1 protein-coding gene is annotated in these 1,685 nt (G+C 57.2%); it reads left to right on the top strand.

The features are described 5' to 3' along the window. A partial coding sequence (locus RQP53_RS24625) for an RHS repeat-associated core domain-containing protein (protein WP_315653381.1) occupies positions 1–1,225 on the top strand: 1,225 nt, incomplete at its 5' end. Positions 1,226–1,685 lie beyond the last annotated feature (460 nt).

Below are 1,685 nucleotides of genomic sequence, written 5' to 3'. Positions count from 1 at the left end.
GAACGGCCGGCTGTTCGACCCGCGCCTGGGCGTGTTCCTGCAGGCCGACCCGATGCTGCAGGACCCATTCAATCTGCAGAACTACAACCGCTACGGGTATTGCTACAACAACCCGATGGGGTGTACGGATCCGAGTGGGTACGCCTTTTTGATCGACGACTTTTTCATCGCCCTGGTTGTCATCTGGGGCGCTGAAAAGGTCGGCATCATTGACTCGCAGCTGGCGCGTCAGCTCACCGGCATCGCTGTCGGCATGTTGCTCGGTCCTGCAGGAGGCGCCTACACCTTCGCAGGTGGCGGCATGACCCAAGCGGCAATCGCTGGCTTTGCAAGCGGCGTTGTCAGCACTGGCTCATTGCAAGGGGGCTTGCAGGGCGCGTTCAGTGCTGGCATGTTCTACGGCGCCGGCAATGTCATTGAAGGCGGCGACTTCTTCTCCGGCGGCGCCAATCCGGCAGAGGCGCTCGGTAAGGGTGCAAGCATTGCGCTTCATGGCGTGGTAGGTTGCGTAACGACTGTCGCCGGAGGTGGTAGCTGTGGTTCGGGAGCGCTTTCTGCAGCATTCTCTAAGGCGGCGAATGTCTATGGATTTACTGGTAAAGATCATGTCAGCGGTGTGATAACAAGTGCGATTGTTGGCGGGACGGCATCTGTGTTGGGTGGCGGAACGTTTGCAAATGGCGCAACTACTGGATCTTTCGGGTACCTCTTTAATTGCCTGAGTCATCCAGGCACCTGTACCAAGAAGGACATCCCTGAGCTTCGACAAGCCGTTGGTAGTTGCAATCCGATGGACACGGGGTGTACTGGACCTCTGTACAAGATGCTCGGTGAGGCCGGGTACCAAGTTCAGGATTTCACCCAGCCCGTCAAAGATTTTGCTCTATTCACAGCCGGCACCGGAGCGGTTGCAGCTGGAGGTGGCATTGCACTGTTCCCGACAGTCTTTGCGGATACGGTAACCGTAACATCATGGGCCGGCGCTGGGCTTATCCCTGACCTTGCCGCTGGGCGTTGGGTCATGACAGGCGGGGCCACTTGGGGCAATTACATAAACACAGGTCTCTGGGGACCGCAGTGGAGCGCGACGGCCGGATGGAGTTGGAGTGTTGTGCCATTTGCAAACTCTATAACTTCTCAAGTTACTGCTGCTTCGCTTAGGTGGCCTTCTGGCTGGGAGTGGTTCAAAGGCCTGTTGGGCCAGCGCATATTGGGCTCGCAATGAGTTATTTGTATAACGCCTCGTTGGTTCTCTTCTGTCTGAAGTTGCTGTGGAATGCTCTTACACCCGTGGTGGCGGCGCGCTCGTATAGCCGATGGAAAAAGATTGGCGGAGACAAGCCGTCAGCTATATCCATGGTTCCGATAGTGGAGATTGTTTTTTTATTGCTGATGGTTGTAGCGGCCTTGGGCGGTGGTGGCGGGGTATTTGAAATTGGCCCGGGGGGAACGCTTCTGTGGGGAGTAGTTGGGGTTATTGGCTCGTACGGACTGGCAACTCTCATGGGATACGTCGTCAGGCGGGGTCTCTAAATGCAGGTGATGGCTTGAAACGGGGACTGTGAATCGCCCCGGATTTCGAGGAGGCTCCAACTCTGGAGAATGGAGCCATGAAGAAGTCCCCGAAGTTTTCGCCTGAGGTGCGCGAGCGCGCGGTGCGTATGGTGCTGGAGCACCGCGCAGAG

It is taken from the genome of Roseateles aquae, from assembly GCF_032337115.1.
Taxonomy (GTDB): Bacteria; Pseudomonadota; Gammaproteobacteria; order Burkholderiales; family Burkholderiaceae_C; genus Roseateles_C; species Roseateles_C aquae.
Note: the sequence above shows the minus strand (reverse complement) of the source record. Positions and strands in the feature narration are given on the sequence as shown.